At 69.6% G+C, this 24127-nt stretch carries 27 protein-coding genes; 4 read left to right on the top strand and 23 right to left on the bottom strand.

Annotation, left to right across the window (positions count from 1 at the left end):
* Positions 1–81: 81 nt before the first annotated feature.
* Complete coding sequence (locus AC1DB1_RS17625) at positions 82–417, bottom strand: nuclear transport factor 2 family protein (RefSeq protein ID WP_477201736.1); 336 nt, start codon at positions 415–417, stop codon at positions 82–84.
* An 86-nt stretch (positions 418–503) separates the two neighbouring features.
* Here AC1DB1_RS17625 and AC1DB1_RS17620 point away from each other — a divergent pair, with 86 nt between their 5' ends.
* Positions 504–1154 carry a hypothetical protein gene (locus AC1DB1_RS17620; RefSeq protein ID WP_271176433.1) on the top strand — a complete coding sequence of 217 codons (651 nt, stop codon included), beginning with the start codon at positions 504–506 and terminating at the stop codon, positions 1152–1154.
* A 30-nt stretch (positions 1155–1184) separates the two neighbouring features.
* Here the strand turns inward: AC1DB1_RS17620 and AC1DB1_RS17615 are convergent, their stop codons facing one another.
* Genes AC1DB1_RS17615 through AC1DB1_RS17605 form a run of 3 tightly spaced genes read right to left on the bottom strand, consistent with a single transcriptional unit; the run spans position 1185 to position 2933 of the window.
* On the bottom strand, positions 1185–1754 hold the full coding sequence (locus tag AC1DB1_RS17615) for an HhH-GPD-type base excision DNA repair protein (RefSeq protein WP_271176434.1): 570 nt from the start codon (positions 1752–1754) through the stop codon (positions 1185–1187).
* Between the two features lie 21 nt (positions 1755–1775).
* Positions 1776–1991: an SCO4848 family membrane protein gene (locus AC1DB1_RS17610; protein WP_271176435.1), complete on the bottom strand. Its 216-nt coding sequence runs from the start codon at positions 1989–1991 to the stop codon at positions 1776–1778.
* A gap of 54 nt (positions 1992–2045) precedes the next feature.
* Positions 2046–2933, bottom strand: a complete 888-nt coding sequence (locus AC1DB1_RS17605; protein WP_271176436.1) for a LysR family transcriptional regulator — start codon at positions 2931–2933, stop codon at positions 2046–2048.
* A 78-nt stretch (positions 2934–3011) separates the two neighbouring features.
* Between AC1DB1_RS17605 and AC1DB1_RS17600 the strand changes: the two genes are divergently transcribed.
* The gene (locus AC1DB1_RS17600; RefSeq protein WP_477201735.1) at positions 3012–4283 is read left to right on the top strand and encodes an MFS transporter; all 1272 of its coding nucleotides are present in this window, start codon (positions 3012–3014) and stop codon (positions 4281–4283) included.
* 27 nt (positions 4284–4310) lie between these two features.
* On the opposite strand, the gene AC1DB1_RS17595 is transcribed toward AC1DB1_RS17600, so the two are convergent.
* The 6 genes from AC1DB1_RS17595 to AC1DB1_RS17570 all read right to left on the bottom strand — a co-directional run bounded on the left by AC1DB1_RS17595 (position 4311) and on the right by AC1DB1_RS17570 (position 8841).
* Complete coding sequence (locus AC1DB1_RS17595; protein WP_477201734.1) at positions 4311–5198, bottom strand: SseB family protein; 888 nt, start codon at positions 5196–5198, stop codon at positions 4311–4313.
* Positions 5182–5928: a bifunctional 1-(5-phosphoribosyl)-5-((5-phosphoribosylamino)methylideneamino)imidazole-4-carboxamide isomerase/phosphoribosylanthranilate isomerase PriA gene (gene priA / locus AC1DB1_RS17590; RefSeq protein WP_271176439.1), complete on the bottom strand. Its 747-nt coding sequence runs from the start codon at positions 5926–5928 to the stop codon at positions 5182–5184. The genes AC1DB1_RS17595 and priA overlap by 17 nt, the downstream gene beginning before the upstream one ends.
* Before the next feature lie 69 nt (positions 5929–5997).
* Positions 5998–6630, bottom strand: a complete 633-nt coding sequence (gene hisH / locus AC1DB1_RS17585) for an imidazole glycerol phosphate synthase subunit HisH (protein WP_477201733.1) — start codon at positions 6628–6630, stop codon at positions 5998–6000.
* The gene (gene hisB / locus AC1DB1_RS17580) at positions 6627–7229 is read right to left on the bottom strand and encodes an imidazoleglycerol-phosphate dehydratase HisB (RefSeq protein WP_271176441.1); all 603 of its coding nucleotides are present in this window, start codon (positions 7227–7229) and stop codon (positions 6627–6629) included. Before hisB ends, hisH begins: the two co-directional genes overlap by 4 nt.
* Positions 7226–8350: a histidinol-phosphate transaminase gene (locus AC1DB1_RS17575; protein ID WP_477201732.1), complete on the bottom strand. Its 1125-nt coding sequence runs from the start codon at positions 8348–8350 to the stop codon at positions 7226–7228. The genes hisB and AC1DB1_RS17575 overlap by 4 nt, the downstream gene beginning before the upstream one ends.
* Before the next feature lie 122 nt (positions 8351–8472).
* Positions 8473–8841, bottom strand: a complete 369-nt coding sequence (locus tag AC1DB1_RS17570) for a LysM peptidoglycan-binding domain-containing protein (protein WP_373877118.1) — start codon at positions 8839–8841, stop codon at positions 8473–8475.
* Between the two features lie 239 nt (positions 8842–9080).
* Here AC1DB1_RS17570 and lexA point away from each other — a divergent pair, with 239 nt between their 5' ends.
* On the top strand, positions 9081–9794 hold the full coding sequence (gene lexA, locus AC1DB1_RS17565) for a transcriptional repressor LexA (RefSeq protein ID WP_373877119.1): 714 nt from the start codon (positions 9081–9083) through the stop codon (positions 9792–9794).
* A 92-nt stretch (positions 9795–9886) separates the two neighbouring features.
* Here the strand turns inward: lexA and AC1DB1_RS17560 are convergent, their stop codons facing one another.
* The 4 genes from AC1DB1_RS17560 to hflX form a co-directional block, all read right to left on the bottom strand.
* Positions 9887–10237, bottom strand: a complete 351-nt coding sequence (locus tag AC1DB1_RS17560) for a metallopeptidase family protein (RefSeq protein WP_271176444.1) — start codon at positions 10235–10237, stop codon at positions 9887–9889.
* A 212-nt stretch (positions 10238–10449) separates the two neighbouring features.
* A complete protein-coding gene (gene metE / locus AC1DB1_RS17555) occupies positions 10450–12801 on the bottom strand; it encodes a 5-methyltetrahydropteroyltriglutamate--homocysteine S-methyltransferase (protein WP_477201731.1) in 2352 nt (783 codons plus the stop codon).
* Positions 12802–12814: 13 nt separating this feature from the next.
* Positions 12815–13780, bottom strand: a complete 966-nt coding sequence (locus AC1DB1_RS17550; protein ID WP_477201730.1) for a methylenetetrahydrofolate reductase — start codon at positions 13778–13780, stop codon at positions 12815–12817.
* 262 nt (positions 13781–14042) lie between these two features.
* Positions 14043–15572, bottom strand: a complete 1530-nt coding sequence (hflX, locus tag AC1DB1_RS17545; protein ID WP_477201729.1) for a GTPase HflX — start codon at positions 15570–15572, stop codon at positions 14043–14045.
* Positions 15573–15629: 57 nt separating this feature from the next.
* On the opposite strand from hflX, the gene AC1DB1_RS17540 reads away from it, so the two are divergent.
* Complete coding sequence (locus AC1DB1_RS17540) at positions 15630–16319, top strand: class I SAM-dependent methyltransferase (protein WP_477201728.1); 690 nt, start codon at positions 15630–15632, stop codon at positions 16317–16319.
* Here the strand turns inward: AC1DB1_RS17540 and dapF are convergent.
* The 9 genes from dapF to pgsA all read right to left on the bottom strand — a co-directional run bounded on the left by dapF (position 16316) and on the right by pgsA (position 24126).
* Positions 16316–17197, bottom strand: a complete 882-nt coding sequence (dapF, locus tag AC1DB1_RS17535) for a diaminopimelate epimerase (protein ID WP_271176449.1) — start codon at positions 17195–17197, stop codon at positions 16316–16318. The genes AC1DB1_RS17540 and dapF overlap by 4 nt on opposite strands.
* Positions 17198–17199: 2 nt before the next feature.
* Positions 17200–18180 carry a tRNA (adenosine(37)-N6)-dimethylallyltransferase MiaA gene (gene miaA / locus AC1DB1_RS17530; RefSeq protein ID WP_477201727.1) on the bottom strand — a complete coding sequence of 327 codons (981 nt, stop codon included), beginning with the start codon at positions 18178–18180 and terminating at the stop codon, positions 17200–17202.
* 8 nt (positions 18181–18188) lie between these two features.
* Entirely contained in the window at positions 18189–19793 is a 1605-nt protein-coding gene (miaB, locus tag AC1DB1_RS17525) for a tRNA (N6-isopentenyl adenosine(37)-C2)-methylthiotransferase MiaB (RefSeq protein WP_477201726.1), read from the bottom strand.
* Between the two features lie 58 nt (positions 19794–19851).
* Positions 19852–20712 carry a regulatory protein RecX gene (locus AC1DB1_RS17520; RefSeq protein ID WP_477201725.1) on the bottom strand — a complete coding sequence of 287 codons (861 nt, stop codon included), beginning with the start codon at positions 20710–20712 and terminating at the stop codon, positions 19852–19854.
* Between the two features lie 37 nt (positions 20713–20749).
* Complete coding sequence (recA, locus tag AC1DB1_RS17515) at positions 20750–21835, bottom strand: recombinase RecA (protein WP_271176452.1); 1086 nt, start codon at positions 21833–21835, stop codon at positions 20750–20752.
* 205 nt (positions 21836–22040) lie between these two features.
* Entirely contained in the window at positions 22041–22265 is a 225-nt protein-coding gene (locus tag AC1DB1_RS17510) for a DUF3046 domain-containing protein (protein ID WP_477201724.1), read from the bottom strand.
* 279 nt (positions 22266–22544) lie between these two features.
* A complete protein-coding gene (locus AC1DB1_RS17505; RefSeq protein ID WP_271176454.1) occupies positions 22545–22856 on the bottom strand; it encodes a helix-turn-helix domain-containing protein in 312 nt (103 codons plus the stop codon).
* A gap of 156 nt (positions 22857–23012) precedes the next feature.
* A complete protein-coding gene (locus AC1DB1_RS17500) occupies positions 23013–23513 on the bottom strand; it encodes a CinA family protein (RefSeq protein ID WP_477201723.1) in 501 nt (166 codons plus the stop codon).
* Complete coding sequence (pgsA, locus tag AC1DB1_RS17495) at positions 23500–24126, bottom strand: CDP-diacylglycerol--glycerol-3-phosphate 3-phosphatidyltransferase (protein WP_477201722.1); 627 nt, start codon at positions 24124–24126, stop codon at positions 23500–23502. Before pgsA ends, AC1DB1_RS17500 begins: the two co-directional genes overlap by 14 nt.
* Position 24127: the final 1 nt, after the last annotated feature.

Genomic DNA, 24127 nt, shown 5'->3' with positions numbered 1-24127 from the left:
CCATCGAGCGTATCGGCACCGTGCGACAACGCCCGCGTCGCGGGCCACGAGCGTGAACGCTCGCCTCCCTCGGGGGTGCAGCTACGCGGTGATCGTCATCCGCTCGATGCCTGCGTCGCCGACGAGGAAGGTGAACGTCGACGGGCCGTTGAAGCCGCGTCCCCCGACCTGAGCGGTCACCGCCACCCCTCCGTCGACGGGATCGCCGCGCAGGTCGCCGAGCGTGACGTCCACCCCGATGAACTCCCGGTCGCTCCAGCCCCGGATCGCCTCGGGTCCGGTGAACACGCGACCCCAGTCGTCGACGGCGCCACCGGGCGCGAACGCGTCGAGGAACGCATCGGTGTCGTGGGCGTTCGCGGCGGCGATCGCTGCGGCGACGATCGGCGGCACTGCGGCGGGGCTCTGGTCCGTCATCCCCTCAGTCTGGCCCCCGTCGTCGGCCCTCGCCAGCCCGCATCACCTCTTTCGCCGGCACCTCAGGATGGCGTTGAATGTCGGCTATGTTCGATTGGGTTCTCGCCGCCGATCTCGGCACGGCCGTGGGCACGACCGCCCTGGCCGCCGCGACCTTCGCGTCCACCCGCTCCGCGAACCGGTCGGCACGGCTCGCCGAGCGCGCCCTGCTCGAGGGACTGCGTCCGATCCTGCTGCCGTCCAACTGGTCGGACCCGCCGCAGAAGGTGCGGTTCATGGAGGGCAAGTGGATGATCGCGCGCGGCGGTCGCGCGGCCCTCGAGATCACCGACGACACCGTCTACCTCGTGATGTCCGTGCGGAACGCCGGGGCGGGCGTCGCGATCCTGCACGGCTGGCACCTGCCCCCGGATCCCCGTGCCCCGCTGGCGGACGTCGAGCAGTTCCACCGCCTGACCCGCGACATCTATGTGCCGACGAACGATCCGGGGTTCTGCCAGGTCGCCATCCGGGATCCGCAGTCAGACGACTTCCAGGCTGCGCGCGCGGGGGCCATGGGCGACGGCTTCGCGGTGGATGTGCTGTACGGCGACGCAGAAGGATCGCAGCGCGTGGTCTCCCGCTTCTACCTCACCCACGGCCCGCCAGGACACGAGACGGACGCCGACGCTGCGGACTCGTGGCTGCTCCTGGTCTCCCGGCACTGGAACCTCGACCTGCCGTCGCCGCGCGCCTGACGACGACGATGTGACGTCGGACGGCGGCGGTCAGGACGCTTTGGCCGCCGCCTTGATCGCGCGCTTCGTCTCGCGCACCTTCGTGAGCGACGCCGGATCGACGATGTCGGCGACCGACCGGTAGCAGCCGTGCTCGCCGTAGGCACCGGCGGCCTCCCGCCAGCCCGCGGCATCCAGACCGCGCTGCTTCCCGAGCAGCGCCAGGAAGATCTTCGCCTTCTGCTCTCCGAAACCGGGCAGCGCCTTGAGCCGCCGCAGGATCTCCGCGCCGTCCGGGTCGCCCGACGTCCAGATCGCCGCCGTGTCCCCGCCCCACTCGTCGACGATCGCCGCGGCGAGCGCCTGCACGCGGCCTCCCATCGAGCCGGGGAACCGGTGGACCGCCGGCGGCTGCTTCATGACCGCGGCCAGAGCATCCGGATCGTAGGCGGCGATGGTGGCGGGGTCGAGCGCGCCGATGCGGTCGAGCAGCTTGGCGGGCCCGGCGAAGGCCGTCTCCATCGGAACCTGCTGGTCGAGCAGCATCCCGACGAGCAGGGCGAACGCGGAGGAGTCGAGCACGGCGTCCGCTTCAGCGTCGCCGGTGATGTTCAGAGCCATGGGTTCATGCTGCCACCGGCGTCACACCAGCAGCAACAGCACCCCGGCGACCAGCGATACCAGGGCGAGCACGAGCGCGACGGCGAGCAGCACGCCGTGCACGATCAGGAACGGAGTCGCCTTGCCGGCCGCATCGCGTGCCCGTGTGTCCTTCGCCACGCGTGAGAAGAACCGCGGCCACGCGAAGATGTTGAAGACGGCGTTGAGGAACAGGACGATTGCGGCGAAGACGGTCATGGTTCCTCCAGCCTACGAGACCGCCGGACGGAGCCGCGCGTCGCGCCCGGGCGCTCAGCCGACGACGGACGGCTGTGCGAACCGCTCGGCGAGCAACCGGAGCAGGGCAGCAGAGGCGGCGCTCGGCCGCGGGCGCGAGACGGCGCTGAGCATCCACTCGATGTGTTCCGTCAGCGGCCTGGTCACGGCGCCGTCGGCCGGAATCACCGTGAGCGCCGGGAGCACCGCCACGCCGAGGCGGGCCGCGACGAACCGTGGGATCTCCCCCAGGTCGGACACCTCGGTCGAGATGCGGCGGGTGAGGCCGCGCTCGTCGAGTGCGCGGTCGAGCGTGACGCGATTGCCGAAGCCCGCCCGCGCGTCGATGAACGGCTCGTCGGCGAGTGCGGCGAGCGAGACGGCCTGCCTCCCGGCGAGCGGGTGGTCCTCGGCGAGCACGGCCACGAAGGGCGACACAGCGAGCTCCTGATGCAGCAGCCCGGGTGCGCGCCCAGGTAGGCCCATAAACGCGACGTCGACGTTGCCGAGGCGCACGTCCTTCGCCAGCCCTGTCGAGCCGCTCGGCGACGGCCCGAGCAGGAGGTCTACCAGTGGGTGCCGGGCGTGGAACTCGCCCATGATGCCCGGCAGGTCGATCGTCGTCAGGTTGGTGAAGATGCCGACCCGCACCTGCCCCCGCAACCCGCCCGTGGTGTCGGCGAGCTCGTGCAGGCGCTCCCCCGCGCGCAGCGTCTCCCGGGCGGCGTCGATCACACGCCGGCCGAGCACGGTCAGTCGCACGCCGTGCGGGTCGCGGTCGAAGAGCGCGCCGCCGAGCTCCCGCTCCAGCGACCTGATACCCGCCGACACCGTCGACTGCGCAGCGAACACGCGCGAGGCCGCGCGTGTGAAGTTGAGTTCGTCGGCGACGGCGAGGAAGTACTCGAGCTGGCGGAGTTCCATGTGGCAATCGTAAACTCCGATTGTCAGCATCGCTGATATCCGTTGGATACGATCATCGGTCGAGCGCATCATCAAAGCATGACGACCACGGCCCCCACTCGCACCACCCGCGCTTCCAGCACCACCAGCGCCACCGCATCCCGTTCCCGTCGATCCGCGTGGCGCCTGCGCCACGGCACCGGCTTCTGGGTGATCGCCGCGGCGTTCCTCGCGGTGATGGCGTTCTCGACCCTGCCCACTCCGCTCTACGCGCTCTACCAGCAGCGCGACGGCTTCCCGACCTGGGTCGTGACCGTCATCTTCGCCGCCTACGCCGTCGGCGTGATCGCCAGCCTGTTCCTCATCGGGCACATCAGCGACTGGGCAGGGCGGCGTCGCATGGTGCTGGTCGCCATCGTGCTCGAGATCGTCGCCGCGGTGCTGTTCGTGTTCTGGAACGACGTCAGCGGGCTGCTCGTCGCCCGGGTGATCTCCGGAGTCGGCGTCGGTGCGCTCACGGCCAGCGCCACGGCCCACCTCAGCGAACTGCGGTCCGTCGCCCGGCCGGACGAGGGCCCGCGCCTGTCCGGCACCGTGTCGACCGCCGTCAACACCGGCGGTCTCGCGCTCGGCCCGCTGATCGCGGGCGCCCTCGCCCAGTTCCTGCCGCAGCCGCTGCTGCTGCCGTACGTGGTGTTCCTGGTCATCCTGGCGATCGCCGCCGTCGCTGTCGCGCTCGTTCCGGAGACGGTCGAGCGGGCCGAGGAGCGACCCGCCTACCGCCCGCAGCGCGTCTCGCTTCCGGCCGGCTCACGCAGTGCGTTCTCGGCCGCAGCGATCGCCGCCTTCGCCGGCTTCGCGGTGTTCGGGCTGTTCACGTCGCTCGCGCCCAGCGTGCTCGCCGGGACGCTGCATGAGACGTCGCGGCTGATGGCCGGGGTCGTTCCGTTCTCGGTGTTCGCGGCGTCGGCCGTCTCGCAGATCGTGCTGGCGCGTGCGACGGCGCGCACCCAGCTCGTCCTGGCGCTCGCGTTGCTTGTCGCCGGACTCGCCGGACTGGCGATCGGTGTGCTCACGGCGGGCCTGGTCGTGTTCGTGATCAGCGGCGTGCTCGCGGGTGCGGGCGTCGGACTTCTCTTCCGGTCGGCGATCGGCGTCGCCGCGTCGCTCGCTGCACCCGATCGCCGGGGCGAGGTGCTGGCCGCGATCTTCCTGATCGCCTACATCGGCCTCGCCGTGCCGGTGCTGCTCGTCGGCGTCGCGCTGATCTTCTGGCCGCTGGTGCCCGTGCTCGTCGTGTTCGTGATCGTGGTGGGCGCACTCAGCCTGTTCGCCGGTCTCCGGATGCTCGGCCGCACCGTCCGCGCCTGACGACGACTGACGACGCGTCACCAGCCGTCAGTCCGCGGCCACCAGCTGCACGCGCAGCGAGTCGACGCGCGTGGCGATGACGTCGTCGGCCGCCCACCGCTGCGCCAGCCGGCTCAGCACGGCGTCGAGCTCCTCGCGGGTCAGCCCAGCGCCGAGTTCGAGCCGGACGACCAGTTCTTCGCCGCGCAGGCGGGACGACGGGTCGCCCGCGAGCAGGGCGATGTCGTGCACCCCGAGCTCCGAGCCGATCGAATCGACGAAAGCCGAGAACACCTCGGGATCGCGAAAGCTCGGGACCCACGGAAGGCTCTGCGCGATCGCCCACAGCGCCGGGCGCCGGATCACGAACTCGGTCTCCGAGGTCGGGTCGAGCACCACGAGCTCGGTGTCCTCGCCGGCCGCGGCGAGGGCGACTCGTGCGCCGTCGGCGGGCACGGGCCGTGCGAGCGGATTCCAGGCCTGCATCGCGGTCACCGACGAGAAGACCGGAAGCACCGTGCGGCCATCCGGCCCGGCGACGGTGACGATCGACAGCTCCTGCGATTTGTCGACGAGGTGACCGGCGTCGGTGGTGCCGCTCTCACCGAGTTCGGCGACCAGCGGGATGAGCAGGCGCGACGTCCGCACCGCGTCGACGACGGCCTCCGGGCCGGCCTCTCCCGCCCGGAACGCCGCGAGCGCCCCGAGCAGCGCCGGCGGTGCGCTGCCGTCGTCGTCTCCGAAGGCGTTGTCGTCGAATCGGCGACCGTCCCACGGCTGACCCGCAGAATCCGTGTCGTTCGCCGCCGCGGCGGCGAGCTGCGCGGCGAAACCGCTCAGGCGCGCTGCGCCCTCCTCGCTCGGCGACGGCCCGGACGTGCCGTCGTGCCGTGCACGACGGTCCGCCTGGTCTCCGTCGTCAGTCTCCCGCGACATCCAGCGCCTCGGGCAGGGTGAACGCACCCGCATACAGGGCCTTGCCCACGATCGCGCCCTCGAGACCGAGGGGCACGAGCTCACGCAGCGCGGCGATGTCGTCGAGGCTGGAGATACCACCCGACGCGACGACCGGACGCTCGGTGCGCTCCATCACGTCGCGCAGCAGGTCGAGGTTCGGGCCGCGCAGGGTGCCGTCCTTGGTGACGTCGGTCACCACGTAGCGCGCGCATCCGGCCTCTTCGAGGCGCTCGAGCACGCTCCAGAGGTCGCCGCCGTCCTGGGTCCAGCCGCGCGCGGCGAGGGTGGTGCCGCGCACATCCAGCCCGACCGCGATGGCCTCGCCGTACTGTCCGATCACGTTGGCGGCCCACTCGGGGTTCTCCAGCGCCGCGGTGCCGAGGTTGATGCGCTTGGCGCCGATCTCCAGCGCCGACTCCAGCGAGGCGTCGTCGCGGATGCCGCCGGAGAGCTCGACGTTGACGCCGCGCACCTGACGGATGACCTTCTTGAGCAGCGCGTGGTTGTCGCCACGGCCGAACGCGGCGTCGAGGTCGACCAGGTGGATCCATTCGGCACCCTGATCCGCCCAGTCGGCGGCGGCGTCGATCGGGTCGCCGTAGCTGGTCTCGGAGCCGGCCTCGCCTTGCGTCAGGCGCACGGCCTTGCCGTCGGCGACGTCGACCGCCGGCAGCAGGACGAGCCGTGGCGTGCTGGTGAATTCACTCATGATCTTCCTCGGGGTTACGACTGCGCGCCGTCGGCGGCAGAGACAGGCGATGGGTGCGACCGCACTCGGTCAGAGCGAGCCGATCCAATTGCGGAGGAGCTGGATGCCGGCGTGGCCGGACTTCTCCGGGTGGAACTGGGTGGCGCTCAGCGGACCGTTCTCGACGGCGGCGATGAACCGCCCCCCGTGCTGCGACCAGGTGACGTGCGGCTGCGGGAACGGCGCTGTGACATCCAGCGTCCAGTGCTGAGCGGCGTAGGAGTGCACGAAGTAGAAGCGCTCGTCGCGGATGCCGTCGAACAGCACCGAGTCGGCGGGGGCGTCGACGGTGTTCCAGCCCATGTGCGGGAGCACCTCGGCATCGAGCCGGTCGATCTCGCCCGGCCATTCGCCGAGGCCCTCGGCATCGCTGCCGCGCTCGAGTCCGCGGTCGAACAGCACTTGCATCCCGACGCAGATGCCGAGCACGGGGCGACCGCCGGCGAGCCGGCGGTCGATGACCTCGTCGCCGTGGGAGGCGCGCAGGGCGTCGATGACGGCACGGAACGCACCGACGCCGGGGACCACGAGGCCGTCGGCGTCGCGTGCACGGGAGCGGTCGCCGGTCAGCTCGACGTTCGCCCCTGCCGCCTCGAGTGCCTTGGCGGCGGAGTGGACGTTGCCCGACCCGTAGTCGAAGACGACGACATCAGGACGGCTCACAGGGCTCCCTTGGTCGACGGGATGCCCGTGATGAGCGGATCCAGTGCCTTGGCCTGGCGGAACGCGCGCGCGAACGCCTTGAACTCTGCCTCAGCGATGTGGTGCGGGTCGCGCCCGCCGACGACCGTGATGTGCGTGGTGATGGCGGCGTTGAAGGTGATCGCCTCGAACACGTGACGCAGCATGGAGCCGGTGAAGTGACCGCCGATCAGGTGGAATTCGAAGCCGGCCGGCTCTCCCGAGTGCACCAGGTACGGACGCCCTGAGATGTCCACGACGGCCTGCACCAGCGCCTCGTCGAGCGGCACCAGGGCGTCGCCGTAGCGCGAGATGCCGCGCTTGTCGCCGAGTGCCGCCTTGATCGCCTGACCGAGCACAATGCCGATGTCTTCGACGGTGTGGTGCACGTCGATCTCGGTGTCGCCGTTCGCCCGCACCCGCAGGTCGGTCAGCGAGTGCTTCGCGAACGCCGTGAGCAGGTGGTCGAAGAACGGGACGGAGGTCTCGATGTCCGATGCGCCGCTGCCGTCGAGGTCGAGGCTCAGCTCGATGCTCGACTCGCTGGTCTCGCGCTGCAGGGTGGCCGTGCGATTGGTCATGACTCCGAGCCTACCGGGGAGGCCGCAGAGGACTGGGCTCCGTCTGGACGCTCCAGCGACGCGAGCGCGGCGAGGAATGCCGTGGTCTCTGCCTCGGTCCCCGCGGTGACCCGGAGGTGCCCCGGAATGCCGACATCCCGGATCAGCACGCCCTGCTCGAGGAGCGCCTCGAAGGTGGCGTGCGGGTCGGCCACTCCCCCGAACAGCACGAAGTTGCTGCCGCTGCGGTGCGGACGGTAGCCGAGCCCCGCGAGCTCGCGGACGAGGCGGTCCCGCTGCACGCGGATCTCGCCCACCATCCCGAGCATCTCGTCCGAGTGCGCCAGCGCTCCGACGGCCGCCGCCTGGGTGAGCGCGGAGAGGTGGTACGGCAGTCGCACGAGGCGAAGCGCGTCGACGGCGGCAGGGTCCGCCGCGAGGTAGCCGACACGGGCGCCGGCGAACGCGAACGCCTTGCTCATCGTGCGGGAGACGAGGAGGCGGGGGCGTCCGGGCAGCAGGGTGAGCGCGGACGGCTCGCCCTCTGGCATGAACTCGGCATACGCCTCGTCCACGACCACCATGCCGCGGGCGGCGTCGTAGGCCGCCGCGATCGTCTCCAGCGAGAGTGGAGTGCCGGTGGGGTTGTTCGGCGCGCAGAGGATGACGATATCGGGGTCGAGTCGGGCGATCTCCGCGACGGCGGTCTCGGGAGACAGCTCGAATTCGGCGTCACGCGCGCCGGCGAGCCACACCGTGCCGGTCCCCGCGGCGAGCAGCGGGTACATCGTGTAGGTCGGCGTGAAGCCGAGCAGGCTGCGGCCCGGGCCACCGAAGGCCTGCAGGATCTGCTGGATCACCTCGTTCGATCCGTTCGCCGCCCAGATGTTCTCCGGCGTCAGACCGTGACCGAGGTAGCGGGCCAGGCTTTCGCGCAGCTCGGTGAACTCGCGATCCGGGTAGCGGTTGACGCCGCCGATCGCGGTCGCGACGCGAGCCACGATGTCCGCCGCCACGTCATCCGGAACCGGATGCGTGTTCTCGTTCACGTTCAGCGCCACAGGAACGACTTTCTGTGGAGCGCCATACGGGGTCTTGCCCCGCAAATCATCGCGAATCGGCAGATCAGAGAGGGAAGTCACCCCTCAATGGTAGTTCCGCCTACAGGATGGTTACGTCGTCTTGCTGCTGCCCACCTGAGCTCGCCACTTCGACCCGAAGGTCACGACGAGCCACCCGGAGTTCCGTGCGCGGCACCCGAAGGTCAGTGCGAGTACTGCGTCGGGATGGCGATGCGCTGGCCGGGCGAGACCACAGCCGAGTCGAGCTGGTTGAGCGAGACGATGTCGGCGATGACGTCGCGCGGGTCGGCACCCGGCGCCACCTTCTCGGCGATGCTCCAGAGGGACTGACCGGACTGCACGGTGACCTGCTGGAACGTCACGTGCGTCTGATCGCCTGTGGCCACCGCGCCGCCGCTGTTGAGCGCGAAAAGCAGGGCTCCGATGACGAGCGGGACGGACGCGAGGGTCGTGAGGACTGCGCGCCCGCGTCGGGTGAGGCGGAGGCGGGTGCGGGCTCCCGCCGGCATGTCGAAACTCGACGGCGTCATGGTGACTGCTGCTGTGCTCACGGTCGTGACCTCCTAAGATTCCGCACCCGGCGCTTGGCCGGCAGACCGGATGCGAAGCTGTGTTCCGAATATATCTTCGAATGTTCGAAACCTCAAGCGCGATATCGCGGCTGATTTTCACACGAATATCGAGACACACTCGAACACATGTTTGTTTTGCCGCTGCATCGTGGATACAGTTTCGATTGTCTGGAGTTCACTCAACCAGGCACCACCGACATTCGGGCGGGCCGGATGCGATGGCGGGTCACGAAGGGACGACTGTGTCGAACGACAACCAGGCAGGACGCGAGCGCGGCGGCACGCGCCGGCGCAAGAACCTGAGCGAGAAACAGCTCGCCATCCTCGACGTGATCGGCCGTTCCGTGAGCCAGCGGGGCTATCCGCCGAGCATGCGCGAGATCGGCGACGCGGTCGGCCTCTCCTCCCTCTCCAGCGTGACCCACCAGCTCAACCAGCTCGAGCTGAGCGGCTACCTGCGCCGCGACCCGAACCGCCCCCGCGCCCTCGAGATCCTCATCGACCTCCCGTCCTCATCATCCGAGTCCGTCGACTTCGAGAACCAGACGCCCGTCGGCGACGCCGCCATGGTCCCTCTCGTCGGCCGCATCGCCGCCGGCGTGCCGATCACCGCCGAGCAGCAGGTCGAAGAGGTGTTCCCCCTCCCCCGCCAGCTCGTGGGCAACGGCGAACTCTTCATGCTGAAGGTCGTCGGAGAATCGATGATCGACGCGGCGATCTGCGACGGCGACTGGGTCGTGGTCCGCACCCAGAAGACGGCGGAGAACGGCGACATCGTCGCGGCCATGCTCGACGAAGAGGCGACGGTCAAGGTCTTCCGTCAGCGCGACGGCCACACGTGGCTCCTCCCGCGCAACTCGAACTTCGAGCCGATCCTCGGCGACTACGCCGAGGTGCTCGGCAAGGTCGTGGCGGTGCTGCGCGCCGTCTGACGCCACCGCGCGCCGCCTGACGCCCGCGGGTCGTGCGCTAACGCACGACCGACGAGGGCGGTGCCGCGCTTCCGCACGACCGGCGCGCCCGGTCACGCCCAGCCGAGCTCCCGCAGCCGGGCGTCGTCCAGCCCGAAGTAGTGCCCGATCTCGTGCACGAGGGTGACCCGCACGCGTGCGCGCAGCTCGGTCAGGTCTGCGCTGTTCGCAGCGAGGTTGTTCTTGTAGAGCGTGATCCGATCCGGCAGCTCCCCGAACCCGTAGACGCCGCGACGGGTGAGCGGATGACCGCTGTACAGGCCGTACAGGCGCGGCCGCGCATCCGGTGGCTGGTTCTCGATCAGCACGGCGACGTTCTCGAGCGGTCCGACCATGTCCTCCGGCAGCGCGTCGAAGACATCGCCGACCATCGCTTCGAAGTCCGCGTCCGAGATCTCGACCATGCCGCCATTCTCCTCGGCCACGAGGCTGCGCGGCCGCCGTCCCGCCGTCCCGCCGTTCCGCCGGTCCGCAATTCCGGATGCCGGAGTCGACACGCTGCCCGAACGCGCACAACTCCGGAACTCCGACCCAATGGCGGGCCGAGGTTCCGGAGTTGTGTAGCGAGCTGAGCTGCAGCGAGCTGAGCTCTACCGAGCTGAGACCGGCGACCCGCCTAGGCGGGCACGCCCGCCTTCTCGCGCACGGCCCGCGTCGCCGTCAAGATGTTCGTGAGCGACGCCACGGTCTCGTCGTAGCCGCGGGTCTTGAGGCCGCAGTCCGGGTTCACCCAGAGCTGGCGTCCCGGGATCGCGCTCAGCGCGGTCTCGAGCAGCTCGGTGACCTCGGCCACGCTCGGAACACGCGGCGAGTGGATGTCGTAGACGCCCGGGCCGATCCCGTGCTCGAAGCCCGAGGTCTGGATGTCGTGCACGACCTCCATGCGCGACCGCGCCGCCTCGATGCTCGTCACGTCGGCGTCGAGGTTGCGGATGGCGTCGATGACGACCCCGAACTCCGAGTAGCAGAGGTGGGTGTGGATCTGCGTCTCGTCGCGCACCCCGGCGGTCGCGAGCCGGAACGACCCGACCGACCAGTCGAGGTAGTCCGCGTGGTCCTTCTTCTTCAGCGGGAGCAGCTCGCGCAGTGCCGGCTCGTCGACCTGCACGATCCGGATGCCCGCCGACTCCAGGTCCGCGATCTCGTCGCGCAGGGCGAGCGCGACCTGGCGGGCGGTGTCGCCCAGCGCCTGGTCGTCGCGCACGAACGACCAGGCGAGGATCGTGACCGGTCCGGTCAACATCCCCTTGACCGGCTTGGCCGTGAGGGTCTGCGTGTAGGTCGACCATTCGACCGTGATCGGCTTCGGCCGCGACACGTCGCCCCACAGGATCGACGGACGCGTGCAGCGGCTGCCGTACGACTGCACCCAGCCGTTCTGCGTCACCGCGAAGCCGTCGAGGTTCTCGGCGAAGTACTGCACCATGTCGTTGCGCTCGGGCTCGCCGTGCACGATGACGTCGATGCCGATCTCCTCCTGCAGGTCGACGACGCGCTTGATCTCGGCCTGCATCCGGCCGAGGTACTCGGCCTCGGAGATGAGACCCTTCGCGAGCTGTGCGCGGGCACGGCGGATGTCGCCGGTCTGCGGGAACGAGCCGATGGTCGTGGTGGGAAGGAACGGGAGGCCGAGCGCAGCATCCTGCGCCGCGAGCCGGTCGGCGTAGTCGCCGCGCGAGAAGTCGCTCTCGGTCAGTGCCGCCGTACGCGCACGCACCGCGGCATCGCGCACACCGGGCGCGGCCGCGCGGTCGGCCAGAGCGGCGGACGCGGCGTTCAGCTCGTCCTGGATCGACTCATGCCCGTCGAGCAGCCCGGTGGCCAGCGTCGCCACCTGAGCCACCTTCTGGTCGGCGAATGCGAGCCAGCTCTTCAGCTGCGCCGGGAGCGCCTGCTCGTCCTCGACGTCGTGCGGCACGTGCAGCAGCGACGTTGACGTCGACACCGCGACCTCAGGGCTGAGCGAGAGCAGCTCGGTCAGGCGGCCGAACGCCGCCTCGAGGTCGCCGCGCCAGATGTTGTGGCCGTCGATCACGCCGCCGACCAGCGTCTTGCCCGCGAGACCGGATGCCGTGGCCGCGTCGAGTCCGGAGGGAACCTCTCCACGAACCAGGTCGAGCGACAGCGCCTCGACCGGCGAGGCGGCGAGCACGGGCAGCGCGTCGCCGAGGCTGCCGTACGGCGCCGCGACGAAAAGCCCGGGGCGTCCCGCGACCGCGCCGAGTGCGCGGTACGCCTCGGCCACGGCGGTGAGCACGGCGGCGCGGTCGTCCTCGATGCTTTCGCTCACGAGCGCCGGCTCGTCGAGCTGCACCCACGGCGCCCCCGCCGCGGCCAGACGCTCGAGCAGCTCGGCGTAGACCGGAAGCAGCTCGCTCAGGCGGGAGAGCGGACGGAAGCCCTCCGGCGCCGCGTCGCTCGCCTTGCTGAGCAGGAGGAAGGTTACCGGGCCGACGATGACGGGACGCGTCACGAAGCCGGCAGCGGCGGCCTCCTCGAACTCACGCACGAGACGGTCGGATGCCAGGCGGAAGTCGGTCTCCGGCCCGATCTCCGGCACGAGGTAGTGGTAGTTGGAGTCGAACCACTTGGTCATCTCCAGGGGGGCGTTCTCGCCCTCGCCGCGGGCGATGGTGAAGTATCCCGCGAGGTCGACGGCACCGGAGGCGTCGGCGAGCGCAGCGAAACGCTCGGGCAGCGCTCCCACGGTGACGGCGGCGTCGAGCACCTGGTCGTAGTAGCTGAAGCTCTCCGGGATCGACGCATCCGTGCGGCCGAGCCCAAGAGCGGCCAGGCGCTCGCGGGTGGCCGCACGCAGCTCGGCCGCGGTCGCCTCGAGCTCGGCGGCAGTCGTGCTGCCCGCCCAGAAGCTCTCGACGGCCTTCTTGAGCTCGCGCCGGCGCCCGATGCGCGGGTAGCCGATGATCGTGCCCGTCGGGAAGGCGGGACGCGTGGTGAAGTCGGTCATGCGTTGATCCTTTTCAGTGGGTGGTGCGAGAGGTTGCGCCGGCGACGCCGGTGCCGGCGCCCGGCAGCAGGCCGATGCGCTCGAGCACGGCGAGGACGGCCTGGTGCTGGTTGAAGGTGTACAGGTGGATGCCCGGCGCTCCGCCGTCGAGCAGGCGCTGCGCGAAGTCGGTCGCCCAGGCGATGCCGATCTCCCGCTGGCCCTCCTCGGTGGGCTCGATCTCGAGCTGGATGGCCAGCTCGCTCGGGAGGTCCTCGCCGCTCAGCTCGAGCATCCGGCGCAGTCGCGCGGAACTCGTGACCGGCATGATTCCGGGGAGGATGGGGAAGGCGACCCCGGCGTCTTTGGCCTTCTGGGCGAAGCTCAGGTAGTCCTCGGGGTGGAAGAAGAGCTGCGTGATGCCGAGGTTCGCCCCGGCGGCCTGCTTGGCGAGCAGGGTGTCGATGTCCTGGCTCACCGAATGTGAGCTGGGATGACCGTTCGGAAACGCGGCGACCGCGATCTGCACGTGCTCCCGGCTGCCGAGCACCGCGCGGGCGTCGATTCCGGGCACCGGCAGCTCCCCGTAGGGAACGCGTTCCGCCTGCACCCGGTGGATCAGCTGCACGAGCTCCGCGGAGCTGCGCAGGTCGCCGAGCCCGGTCTCGCCGGCGGGGACGTCGGCGGGCGGGTCTCCGCGCACCGCGAGGAAGCGCCGGATGCCCGCATCGAGGAACTCCCGGATCAGCCGGTTCGCCTCAGCGTGCGACGAGCCGACGCAGGTGAGGTGCGCCATCGGGCTGACATCGGTGTGCTGCAGGATGTAGCGGAGCACGTCGAGCGACGTGGTGCGCGACGAGCCGTTCGCGCCGTACGTGACGGAGATGAAGTCCGGATGCGCGGCCGCGAGCCGATCGATCGTCGCCGGCAGCGCGGCCGCGGCGGCGGCGCTGCGAGGCGGATACAGCTCGAAGGAGAACCGCGCGGTGGTACAGCTCATGGCGTCCTCTTGGATGGAGTCGACGCGCGCCGCCCATTTCGGCCGCGCCCGTCCCGGTCAGGGTCAGGACCCCGTTCTCACGGGGGTGTTCGCGGGCGGGTGCCGGGCTCGGCTGTCGCACCACCGAGCGGGTCGCCCGCTTCGGTTGAATGGAAATCTAGCAACGACGAAGGCCGGACGGAACCTGTGTGTCACCGTGTGACGCACTGGGCCGTCCGGCCTCGTGTCGTTCGTGCTGTTGTCGGCTGTGCCTGCGCCGGTGTCAGTTCACCGGAGCCACCGCGAACGCCTCGAACACCGACTCGAACTCGGGCTGGATGCGAGCGCGCACCCTGGTCCCGTCCTCCGCGTACTCGGTCGAGAGCACCCGGCCGCGTTCGTGGAGCGCCGAGATCAGGTCGCCCCGGTCGTACGGCACGACCAGTTCCACCTCGATCGACGTGTCCGGGAGCAGCCGGGCGATGGCGGCGAGCACCTCGTCGATGCCCTCACCTGTGCGGGCGGACGCGAAGATCGCGCCCGGCTCGAGTCCGCGCAGCACCAGCCGGTCATCCGGACTGATCAGATCGGACTTGTTGAAGACGACGATCTCGGGCAGGTCGCGCGCACCGACCTCGCCGATCACATCGCGCACCGTGGCGAGCTGGCTCGCGGGGTCCGGATGCGATCCGTCGACGACGTGCACGATGACATCGGAGTCGGCGACCTCTTCGAGCGTCGAGCGGAACGCCTCCACCAGCTGGTGGGGAAGGTTGCGCACGAACCCGACGGTGTCGGCCAGCGTGTACAGGCGGCCATCGGCGGTGATCGACTTGCGGACGGTCGCATCGAGCGTCGCGAACAGCGCGTTCTCGACGAGCACGCCCGCCTTGGTGATGCGGTTGAGCAGGCTCGACTTGCCGGCGTTCGTGTAGCCGGCGATCGCGACCGACGGCACCGAGTTGCGCTGCCGGTTGGCCCGCTTCGCCTCTCGCGCCGGCTTGAAGCCGATGATCTGCTTGCGCAGCTTCGCCATCCGCGTGTGGATGCGGCGGCGATCGAGCTCGATCTTCGTCTCACCCGGTCCACGCGAACCCATGCCTGCACCGGTGCCGCCGACCTGTCCACCGGCCTGACGCGACATCGACTCGCCCCAGCCGCGCAGGCGCGGGAGCAGGTACTCGAGCTGCGCGAGCTCGACCTGCGCCTTGCCCTCGCGGCTCTTCGCGTGCTGGCTGAAGATGTCGAGGATGACGGCCGTGCGGTCGATGACCTTCACGCGCACCACGTCTTCGAGCGCACGACGCTGGCTCGGGGCCAGCTCGGTGTCCGCGATGACGGTGTCCGCGCCGAGGGCGGCGACCACGCCGGCCAGCTCCTGCGCCTTGCCCTTGCCGAGATAGGTGCTCGGGTCGGGATGGGGCCGGCGCTGCAGCAGACCGTCGAGCACCACAGCGCCCGCGGTCTCGGCCAGCGCCGCGAGTTCGCGGAGCGAGTTCTCGGCGTCGTGCAGGGAGCCCTGCGAGTAGACGCCGATCAGCACCACGTTCTCGAGTCGCAGCTGCCGGTACTCGACCTCGGTGACGTCTTCGAGCTCGGTCGAGAGTCCGGCGACACGGCGCAGCGCCGCACGCTCCTCGCGGTCGAACTGATCGCCGTCGTGCCCGGTGTCGTCGAGCGCCGACGTCTGCAGCGCCTGGGCGCCACGGCCGAACAGCGCCACTCCGGCATGGGAGTCGGCGTTCGCGAGCACGCGCGCCACGACGTCGATGTCGGCGGCCGGTGTTTCCTGGTTGGTTGAACGTTCGTTCATCTGTGTGTCCTGCATCCGGGTTAACCCTAGTTTGTTCGTGTCCTGTACGGTCCTCTTATGGCCAGCGGAGATCACTACTTTTCGTCAGCGCCCGAGAGCGAGCTGAAGCTCCGGCCGTTCACCGTCCGCCTCGCTGGACAGACCTACGAACTGACGACGGCGAACGGGATATTCAGCCCCGAGCGCATCGATACCGGTACGCGAGTGCTCCTCGACCATGTCCCCGCGGCACCGCCCGGCGGTCAGCTTCTCGACCTCGGTTGCGGCTGGGGGCCCCTGGCTCTCACACTTGCTCTCGAATCCCCTCACGCGACCGTCTGGGCGGTCGACGTCAATACCCGAGCACTGGATGTGGTGCGCAGGAATGCGCAGAAGCTCGGCCTCACCAATGTAAACACATCTCTGCCCGAAGATGTTCCCGATGACGTGCTGTTTACGACGATCTGGTCGAACCCCCCGATCCGGGTCGGCAAGAACGAGCTGCACAATCTCCTGCAGAAATGGCTCCCCCGCCTCGAGCCCGGCTCCGACGCGTGGCTCGTCGTGCAGCGCAACCTCGGCTCGGACTCGCTGCACCGCTGGATCCAGACGACGTTCCCCGACCTGCACACGACACGCGCGGCGACGTCGAAGGGCTACCGCGTGCTCCGTGCGCGCTCGTCGGCCGGTGGCGAGCCCGCTGCCGACGTGGACGCCGTCGACGTGGATGCTGCCGACGACGTGAACGGCGCAGCCGCCGGCGACTAGGCCAGGTCGAGGGTGCCGGTGTAGACCAGCTCCGCCGGCCCCGAGAGAGCGACGTGCTCGCCGTCCTCCGTGGCGAACATCCGCACGCCCACCGTGCCGCCGGGGACGTCGACGCGCCACTGGTTCGGCGCTCCCGATCCCGCCCAGTACCGCACGGCGAGAGCAGCGGCTGCCGCACCCGTACCGCACGACAGCGTCTCTCCGCTGCCGCGCTCGTGCACGCGCATCCGGATGCGCCCGACGCCGTCTTTCACCAGCGGGTCGTGGGGCACGACGAACTCGACGTTCGCGCCGTGCTCCGGCGTCGGCTCGAGATGCGGGATGTACGTCAGGTCGGCCGCGTCCAGCTCCGACTCATCGGCGACGGCGACCACGACGTGCGGGTTGCCCATGTCGATGCCGAGCCCAGGACGCGCGACGGGCAGCTCCTTGGCCCGCACCAGCGGCTCGCCGCCGTCGAGCGCCCAGCGGCCGAGGTCGACCTGGAATCCGGTGAGATTGCGCTGCACGTCGCGCACTCCGCTGCGCGTGCCGATGGCGAGCGTGTCTCCGTCGGCCAGGTCGACGAGCCCTGACTCGATCAGATACCGCACGTACACCCGGATGCCGTTGCCGCACATCTCGGCTTGGGAACCGTCGGCGTTGTAGTAGTCCATGAACCACTCCGCGCCGTCGTCTTCGGCGAGAGCCTCCACGCCCTCGGGCAGGTGCTTGGAGCGCACGGCGCGGATCACACCGTCGGCGCCCACACCGAAGTGCCGATCGCAGATGTCGGCGATCTGGCTCGCGCTCAGCTCGACGAGACCGTCGGGGTCGGAGTACAGCACGAAGTCGTTGCCGGTGCCGTGACCCTTGGTGAAGTGGAGCGTTGTCGCCATGATCACAGCCTATCGAGGGCGGCGGCCGCGATCGCCGCGTCGGTCAGGCTCTCGCCGTCGGCGAGCCCGTCGCCGTCGTACGGGAGCCACCGGATGCCCGGGTAGCGCTTGAACCAGCTGACCTGACGCCGCGCGTACCGCCGCGTCAGCTGCTGGGTCTGGGCGATCGCCTCGGCGCGCGTGAGGTCGCCGCGCAGCTCCGCGAGAGCCTGGGCGTAGCCGATGGCGCGGCTCGCGGTCACGCCGCGTTCCAGTCCGAGCGGGATGAGCGCGGCCGCTTCGTCGACGAGGCCGGCGCTCCACATCCGCTCGACGCGCGCATCGAGCCTGGCGGTCAGCTCCTCGCGAGGCGCCGACAGGCCGATGATCGCCGACGGGCGCCACGGCACCGGCTCCTCCGGAAGGGATGCGCTCACCGGCTCCCCGGTCAGGGCGACGACCTCGAGCGCACGCACGAGCCGGCGGCCGTTGCTGGCGCCGATGTTCTTCGCCGCTGCCGGATCGACCTCGAGCAGTCTCCGGTAGAGCATCCCCGGGCCCTGAGCCGCGAGCTCGGCCTCGAGTCGGTCCCGCAGGGCGGGATCCGTGCCGGGGAACCGGAAGTCGTAGATCACGCTCGACACGTAGAGCCCCGAGCCGCCGACGAGAATCGGAACGGCGCCCCGCGACAGGATGCCGTCGACGGCCGCGCGAGCCTCTGGCTGATACCGGGCGACCGTGGCCTCCTCGGTCACGTCGAGAACGTCGAACAGGTGGTGCGGGATGCCGCGCCATTCCTCGCGCGGGAGCTTGGCGGTGCCGATGTCCATGCCGCGGTAGAACTGCATCGCGTCGGCGTTGACGACCTCGGCGGCGACGCCGCGTGCTGCCAGACGCTCGGCGACGGCGAGGGAGAGGTCGGTCTTGCCGGTTCCGGTCGGACCGACGATCGCGAGGATGTCGGGCGCGGGAGTCCGGTTCGTCGCGCCTTCCGTGGCGCGCACGTGATCGCTCAGCGCTGGCCGTCCGTCGGGTCGTAGATCGGCATGGTCCCCACGCCCGGGGTGGTGAGCGGCTCGCGTACGCGCAGCGTCGGCAGGCCCAGCGACACCCGGGCCGGCGCACCGGATGCGTCGCCGGACGACGGCACGGCGCACGATGCGGCCTCCGCGCGATCCCATGCGTCGCCAGCGCGCGTGCGGCGGATGTTCAGGGGCGCCCCGTCGGTCGCGTCGGCGATCAGGTGGAACGGCGCCGCCTGCGTGACCATGACCGTGACGACGTCGCCGGGACGCGGCAGGTCGGAGCCGGCCGGGACCTCGAAGTGCACGAGCCGGCTGTCGTGGGCCCGTCCGCTGAGGCGATGCGTGTCGGCGTCTTTGCGTCCCTCGCCGTTGGCGACGAGGAGCTCGACCGTGCGCCCGATCACCTTCTGGTTCTCTTCGAGCGAGATGCGCTCCTGGAGCGCCGTCAGGCGCTCGTACCGCTCCTGCACGACCTTTTTGGGGACTTGATCGTCCATGGTGGCCGCCGGGGTGCCCGGGCGGATCGAGTACTGGAAGGTGAACGCCGTGGCGAACCGCGCGGCTTCCACCACCCGCAGCGTGTCCTGGAAGTCCTCCTCGGTCTCGCCGGGGAAGCCGACGATGATGTCGGTGCTGATCGCGGCATCCGGCAGCTTGGCGCGGACCCGGTCGAGGATGCCGAGGAACTTCTCGGAGCGGTACGAACGGCGCATCGCCTTGAGCACACGGTCCGAGCCCGACTGCAACGGCATGTGGAGCTGCGGCATCACCGACGGCGTGTCTGCCATCGCGTCGATCACGTCATCGGTGAAGGCGGCGGGGTGCGGGCTCGTGAACCGGATGCGCTCCAGCCCCTCGATCTGCCCGGCCGCGCGCAGCAGCTTGCTGAACGCCTGGCGGTCGCCGAACTCGACGCCGTAGGAGTTGACGTTCTGCCCCAGCAGCGTGACCTCGATGGCACCGTCGTCGACGAGGGCCTGGATCTCGGCCAGCACCTCTCCCGGTCGGCGGTCCTTCTCTTTGCCTCGCAGCGATGGCACGATGCAGAAGGTGCAGGTGTTGTTGCAGCCGACGGAGATGGACACCCAGCCGCTGTAGCTGGAGTCGCGTTTGGTCGGGAGCGTGGACGGGAAGGTCTCGAGCGCCTCGAGGATCTCGATCTCCGCCGCGTCGTTGTGGCGAGCCCGCTCGAGCAGGCTCGGCAGCGCACCCATGTTGTGGGTGCCGAACACCACGTCGACCCACGGAGCCTTCTCGAGGATGACGTTCTTGTCTTTCTGCGCGAGGCAGCCGCCGACGGCGATCTGCATGCCGGCGTGACGTTTCTTGATGGACGCGAGGTGCCCCAGGTTGCCGTACAGCTTGTTGTCGGCGTTCTCGCGGACCGCGCAGGTGTTGATGACGACGATGTCGGCTTCGGCGCCGTCGGCGGGAACGTAGCCGGCCGCTTCGAGCGAGCCGCTGAGGCGCTCGGAGTCGTGCACGTTCATCTGGCACCCGAAGGTGCGGACCTCATAGGTGCGAGCCCGCCCGTCAGCATCGACCGCCGCGGTGGACGGCAGGATGACGGTCCGCTCTTCCGTGATGCTCATAATGCGACTAGTTTACGTTCGGCCGTGGGCTGCCTCGAACCGCGATCGTGTCCGCGGTCTACTGGAACCGCACGCCGCGCGAACGCCTGCTCGCGAAGGCGACATCCATCGCCTGCCGGACGATGGATGAGCTGTAGCCCTTGCGTGCCAGGAACCCGTTCAGTCGCCGTTTGGCGGTCTCGTCGTCGTACGACGCGAGCTGCCCGATGCGTTTGACGGCCAGCTCGGTGGCCCGCTCCAACTCGTCTTCGTCTTCGATCTCGGCGAGGGCGTCGTCGATGATGTCGGGCGCGATGTGGCGTCGCTTGAGCTCCTGCGCGATCGCGGTACGGCCGAGGCCCTTGCGGTTGTGCTGCGTGTAGACGAGCGTGACCGCCAGTGCGGCGTCATCGAGCAGCCCGACGCTCTCGAGACGATTCAGTTCCGCCTCGGCGATCTCCGGTTCGATCTCGCGCTTTGCGAGCACCTGCGACAGCTCCCAGCGCGACATGCCGCGCCGCGCGAGTTGGTGCATCGACACGTTCGAGGCGCGCGAACCCGACCGGGAGTCACCCGCGCGTGCGCCGGCCTCGACCCCGTCGTCCCCAGCCGCCTCATCAGGCGACTTGTCGAGGAACGATCGCGACCAGACCCCGGACGTCCGCTTGCCCGAACGCTCCCCCGCGGCCGGCGCCCCGGAGTCTCCCGACTCTGCGGAGGGACCCGGCTCCTCGTCAGCGCGCGGGAACGCCACCGGCGGACGTGAGGTACGGCGCGCGGACGGGTGCCCGCTGGCACTCGCCGCCGCCTCCGCACCACCATGGGACGCGCCCGAACGACGCGCATCGCGCAGGTTGGTCACGGGCGCCAGACGTTCACCGCTCGCGGTGCCGTCGGCTCCGCCCTCGTGCTTGTCGTCGCTCGGTGGAAAGCTCACCACGAGACATCCCGCCCTTCGCCCGCGTCGGAGGAGCGCATTACGCGCCCTTGCGTGCCTTCAGCTTCTCTTCGATCGAGCCGACGTTGTCGTCCGCCTGAACCACCGGCACAGCCGGAGCGTTCGGGTCGGCCATGATGCCGAGCTTGATCTTGATCTTGTCTTCGATCTCCTGGGCGATGTCGGGGTTCGCGATCAGGAAGTTGCGCGAGTTCTCCTTGCCCTGGCCGAGCTGGTCGCCCTCGTACGTGTACCAGGCACCCGACTTCTTGACGATCGCGTGCTCGACACCGAAGTCGAGAAGGCTGCCCTCGCGCGAGATGCCGACACCGTAGAGGATGTCGAACTCGGCCTGCTTGAACGGCGGAGCCATCTTGTTCTTGACGACCTTGACGCGCGTGCGGTTACCGACCGCCTCCGCGCCGTCTTTCAGCGTCTCGATGCGACGGATGTCAAGGCGGACCGAGGCGTAGAACTTGAGCGCCTTACCACCGGCAGTGGTCTCGGGGCTTCCGAAGAAGACACCGATCTTCTCGCGCAGCTGGTTGATGAAGATCATCGTGGTGTTGGTCTGGCTGAGGCCACCGGTGAGCTTACGGAGAGCCTGCGACATGAGGCGGGCCTGAAGGCCGACGTGCGAGTCGCCCATCTCGCCCTCGATCTCGGCGCGCGGCACGAGCGCCGCCACGGAGTCGATGACGATGAGGTCGATGGAGCCGCTTCGCACCAGCATGTCGGCGATCTCGAGCGCCTGCTCACCGGTGTCGGGCTGCGAGACGAGGAGGGCATCGATGTCGACGCCGAGCTTGCGGGCGTACTCGGGGTCGAGCGCGTGCTCGGCGTCGATGAACGCGGCGATGCCGCCGGCGCGCTGCGCGTTGGCGATCGCATGCAGCGTCAGCGTGGTCTTACCGGACGACTCGGGCCCGTAGATCTCGACGATGCGGCCACGCGGGAGTCCGCCGATGCCGAGCGCGACATCCAGCGCGATCGATCCGGTGGGAACGACCTCGACGGGAGCCCGCTCGTCGCTGCCCAGTCGCATGACCGAGCCTTTGCCGAACTGGCGGTCGATCTGCGCGAGCGCGGTCTCGAGAGCCTTTTCACGGTCTGCGGGTGATGGCATTGCGGTTCTCCTTCTTCGGCTTCGCTAACGAGTTCGACTGTATGGGGGACGTCCGACACTCGACGTTGCGAACGCACGAACTGTGGACAACCCGTTTTCGATTGCCGTTGTGAAGGAGCCTAGCAACATCCGAACATATCTTCGACTGGCCGAATGCGGCGTGTCGCGCATCAGGATGGCCCGCTCGCGTCGCGCGACGGCGGCCTCAGCGCTTGGGCGCCGGCTTCCCCGCACCGTACCAGTGCGACTGCGGGACCCCGGTCTCGCGGCACAGGGCGAGCCAGACCTCGCGCGGCGGGATGCCGGCGTCGATCGCCTGGTCGGCCGTGCGGCCGCCGAGCTCGCCGAGCACCAGATCGGCGGTGAGTGTGCGGCCGTACTGCATGCCGAATTCGTCGGCGACGGCGCGCTGGAACTCACTCAATTTCATGGAACAACCCTAATTCTCGCTGGCGGACTGTGTTGATGATCCGGCTCGTTTGTCCGGCTCGTGTATCCGGCTCATTCATCCGGCTCATTCATCCGGAAGTCCGAGCCGATCGGCACCGAGCTTCCGGAGTTATGCGTCCGGCGGCGGCGTGTCGGCTCGGCGTTCCGGAGTTGTGCACCGAGCCGAACGACGACCCCGGAAGATCCGCACCGAGCCGAACGACGACCGCAGAAACGAACGACGCCCCGGTCTCCCGGGGCGTCGTTCCTGGTATGTGGATCAGCGTGCGACGAGATCCGCGTCCATCGCGGCGACGAACTCGTCGGGGATGGTGTCGGGGATCATGGGCTCGATGCCCTCGAGCACCGCGAGCCGGTCTCCCACCTCGCGCATGATGACCGAGATCGGGGTCTCCAGAGCGTCCGCCACCGAGGCGAGGATCTCTGAGGACGCTTCCTTCTGGCCGCGCTCGACTTCGCTCAGGTAGCCGAGGGCGACACTCGCCTTGCTCGCGACCTGCCGAAGCGTACGGCCTTTCTGCAGGCGGAAGTCCCTGAGCACGTCGCCGATTTCCTGACGTACAAGAATCATTGGAGCCTCCTTCTTCAACCCTGCCGACCTATCGGACCATCGATCGGGGATGCCAACACTAGCGCATCCGTGATGCATACGATATCGACGACGACTGGGCTTTTCTTGTGAATGCATGATCTGTAACAGACCCGAAACAGGCTGTATTCCCACGCTTCACATGGGCCCCGTTTCGAGCGTCGTCGCGACCTCCTCGACGACCCGCTCGACCACCTGCCGGCGGATGCCGGCCCGGTCGCCCGACAGGGCGAGCTCGACCACGCGGGTCCCCGCTGCGGTGGCGATGCCGACGAACACCGTGCCCACGGCACGACCGCCCTGCGGATCGGGGCCGGCGACTCCCGTTGTCGAGAGGCCGAGATCGGCGGGCCGCCCGTCGACGGCGAGCTTCAGCCGCACTCCCTCGGCGAGCTGCCGGGCCACCTCGGGGTGCACCGGCCCCTCCGCCGCGAGCAGGTCGGCGTCGACGCCGAGGAGCGAGTGCTTGAGCCCGGTGGCGTAGACGACGGCGCCGCCGAGCACGACCGCCGACGCACCGGGAACGCTCGTCAGCTCGGCCGTCAGCTCACCGCCCGTCAGCGACTCGGCCGCCGCCACCGTGAGCCCGCGCTGGGCGAGCATCCGGATGACGCCCTCGGTGCGCTCAGACGTCGGCACGCTTCGCCTTGTGGCCCTTCCAGGCCTGCCAGAGGTAATCGAAGCCCGTCACCACCGTGAGGACGACCGCGAGCGTCATCGCGATGCCGTTGAGCCAGTAGATCCAGTCACCGAACACCGTCCACAGCGGGAAGAGCGCGAGCGAGATGGCCACCGACTGCACGATCGTCTTGAGCTTGCCGCCTCGCGAGGCGGCGATGACGCCCTGCCGGATGACGACGAAGCGGTACACGGTGATCCCGACCTCGCGCACCAGGATGACGATGGTCACCCACCAGGGCAGCTCGCCCAGGATGGACAGCGCGATGAGCGCACCGCCGGTGAGCACCTTGTCGGCGATCGGGTCGAGCAGCTTGCCGAGCTCGGTCACCAGGTTGTTGCGGCGCGCGATGGCCCCGTCCACGCCGTCCGTGGCGATCGCCAGGACGAAGAGCACGGCGGCTGCCCAGCGGAGCCAGCCGTCGTTGCCGTCGTCGGCGAGCAGCATCCAGACGAACAGCGGAGCGAGGAGGATGCGCACCACGGTGATGACGTTGGGCACGTTCCAGTTGCTCGCGGGGTGAGAGGCTCCGCCTCCCGCTATCACCGGCGGAGGCGTTTCGGGCACCGACATC

This window comes from Leifsonia sp. 10N434, assembly GCF_056394405.1.
Note: the sequence above shows the minus strand (reverse complement) of the source record. Positions and strands in the feature narration are given on the sequence as shown.

Coding starts and splice junctions, on each gene's coding strand:
- AC1DB1_RS17625 (WP_477201736.1), bottom strand. CDS start 417: ATGACGGACCAGAGCCCCGCCGCAGTGCCGCCGATCGTCGCCGCAGCG.
- AC1DB1_RS17620 (WP_271176433.1), top strand. CDS start 504: ATGTTCGATTGGGTTCTCGCCGCCGATCTCGGCACGGCCGTGGGCACG.
- AC1DB1_RS17615 (WP_271176434.1), bottom strand. CDS start 1,754: ATGGCTCTGAACATCACCGGCGACGCTGAAGCGGACGCCGTGCTCGAC.
- AC1DB1_RS17610 (WP_271176435.1), bottom strand. CDS start 1,991: ATGACCGTCTTCGCCGCAATCGTCCTGTTCCTCAACGCCGTCTTCAAC.
- AC1DB1_RS17605 (WP_271176436.1), bottom strand. CDS start 2,933: ATGGAACTCCGCCAGCTCGAGTACTTCCTCGCCGTCGCCGACGAACTC.
- AC1DB1_RS17600 (WP_477201735.1), top strand. CDS start 3,012: ATGACGACCACGGCCCCCACTCGCACCACCCGCGCTTCCAGCACCACC.
- AC1DB1_RS17595 (WP_477201734.1), bottom strand. CDS start 5,198: ATGTCGCGGGAGACTGACGACGGAGACCAGGCGGACCGTCGTGCACGG.
- priA (WP_271176439.1), bottom strand. CDS start 5,928: ATGAGTGAATTCACCAGCACGCCACGGCTCGTCCTGCTGCCGGCGGTC.
- hisB (WP_271176441.1), bottom strand. CDS start 7,229: ATGACCAATCGCACGGCCACCCTGCAGCGCGAGACCAGCGAGTCGAGC.
- lexA (WP_373877119.1), top strand. CDS start 9,081: ATGGCGGGTCACGAAGGGACGACTGTGTCGAACGACAACCAGGCAGGA.
- AC1DB1_RS17560 (WP_271176444.1), bottom strand. CDS start 10,237: ATGGTCGAGATCTCGGACGCGGACTTCGAAGCGATGGTCGGCGATGTC.
- metE (WP_477201731.1), bottom strand. CDS start 12,801: ATGACCGACTTCACCACGCGTCCCGCCTTCCCGACGGGCACGATCATC.
- AC1DB1_RS17550 (WP_477201730.1), bottom strand. CDS start 13,780: ATGAGCTGTACCACCGCGCGGTTCTCCTTCGAGCTGTATCCGCCTCGC.
- hflX (WP_477201729.1), bottom strand. CDS start 15,572: ATGAACGAACGTTCAACCAACCAGGAAACACCGGCCGCCGACATCGAC.
- AC1DB1_RS17540 (WP_477201728.1), top strand. CDS start 15,630: ATGGCCAGCGGAGATCACTACTTTTCGTCAGCGCCCGAGAGCGAGCTG.
- dapF (WP_271176449.1), bottom strand. CDS start 17,197: ATGGCGACAACGCTCCACTTCACCAAGGGTCACGGCACCGGCAACGAC.
- miaB (WP_477201726.1), bottom strand. CDS start 19,793: ATGAGCATCACGGAAGAGCGGACCGTCATCCTGCCGTCCACCGCGGCG.
- recA (WP_271176452.1), bottom strand. CDS start 21,835: ATGCCATCACCCGCAGACCGTGAAAAGGCTCTCGAGACCGCGCTCGCG.
- AC1DB1_RS17510 (WP_477201724.1), bottom strand. CDS start 22,265: ATGAAATTGAGTGAGTTCCAGCGCGCCGTCGCCGACGAATTCGGCATG.
- AC1DB1_RS17505 (WP_271176454.1), bottom strand. CDS start 22,856: ATGATTCTTGTACGTCAGGAAATCGGCGACGTGCTCAGGGACTTCCGC.
- pgsA (WP_477201722.1), bottom strand. CDS start 24,126: ATGTCGGTGCCCGAAACGCCTCCGCCGGTGATAGCGGGAGGCGGAGCC.